At 49.4% G+C, this 1,341-nt stretch carries 1 protein-coding gene; it reads right to left on the bottom strand.

Going from position 1 to position 1,341, the window contains the following annotated elements; translation table 11 throughout:
- Nucleotides 1-205: 205 nt before the first annotated feature.
- Nucleotides 206-1,120 carry a hypothetical protein gene (locus O9295_RS04070; RefSeq protein WP_288031908.1) on the bottom strand — a complete coding sequence of 305 codons (915 nt, stop codon included), beginning with the start codon at nucleotides 1,118-1,120 and terminating at the stop codon, nucleotides 206-208.
- Nucleotides 1,121-1,341: the final 221 nt, after the last annotated feature.

Raw genomic sequence — 1,341 nt, 5'->3', positions numbered from 1 at the left:
GCACAAACTCCTCGTCAACAGTAAATCAGTTGATACGTCATCTTTCTGAGAAATGCCCTCACCTCAACCGTGGCAGGATCGATCGCCGGTTCGACTGGGAAAAAATCGCTAGGGGATGCGATCGATAGAACAAGGGCAAGCAAAATATAAGTTAGCTTTCCCGTCACGTTTTGCTCTTAGCTTTAAAGGGCTATACTCTACCGTATCAACGGGCATTATATCCTTCCAAAAACTCCAATAACTTTTCTTCCCAAGGGTTCAGGTAGGGACGTTTCAAAGAACCCAACGTTTCTAGAATAGCCCTCACCGTCTCCTCTTCCCCTAACGACCGGAGTTCAACCAGACGATCACTCAGTTGTTGCATCTTTTGCCGGTGGTCGGGGGAATACTGCAAATCCCTTAAATTCTCCTCTCTAACGGTATATTCACCGTTCCAAGCCCGCACCAGACAGGAAAATTCTCTCACCTCGATCACGATACACCAACAACCACCCAGACCCCGTAAATCTGGGTTATCTTTGATCAGGATTTCGCAAACATCACCGACCCGGTAGGGTATGGGAATTTTGCTTCGCTCCCGGATGCGCTGTACAATATCCTTGACGATGCGACCGGACGGGACTTTACCACCAGCAGCTTCTACCGCCTGCTGCCAAACTTCCCTCTGTTGGTCTGGTTCTAGTTGAGTTAGGGGACGGACTTGACGCTCGGAGATTGGCAAAATTTCAGAACCAATGGTTCTCGTTTCGTCTCTGTCTGATTGAGAACCAATGGTTCTCGTTTGCAGATTCTCAAAAACTTCAGAACCAGAAATCAGATAGTCCATCTTACGACGAGAATAACCAAAACGATCACGGCAATACTCCTCAAAAGTCTTGTGGGTAGAACGGTACAGTCGTCTATCCCGCAGTTCCTTCAAGGCTGTTCCCGCTTCGTAGAAAGCCCTTTCTACCTTGCGCTCCCAGAACAGACGTTGACGTTCCTCTTCTGGTGTCAGGTCATCGACCACCTCTACCCGTACTGATTGCGGGGGAAATAGATCCAGTTCTAGGTTGACCGCCCCTTCCGGTTCGGGTGGCAGCCGTTTACGGTTCTTTTTGGCCCAATCATCCAGCCACACCCGGGGCGAGGCGAACTTGGTGGTGGCCTTAACGGGAATATCGAGGACAAAACCGTTCGCACTGACGGTGCGCTTGGCACTAATGGGACTTAAACGCTAAATAAAGATCAAATCGAGTATAATCGTTAAAGAGTAAGCACTTTACGTTGAAAGAGCAGCGATGAAAGAGACAACCCCAGCCGCGATGCCCCCATGCTTTGACCGATGGTGTCGGCGGTTTG

The sequence above is a fragment of the Microcystis sp. LE18-22.4A genome (assembly GCF_027531105.1).
GTDB lineage: Bacteria > Cyanobacteriota > Cyanobacteriia > Cyanobacteriales > Microcystaceae > Microcystis > Microcystis aeruginosa.
The sequence above is the reverse complement of the archived record's forward strand: the minus strand, read 5'-3'. Positions and strand labels throughout refer to the sequence as shown.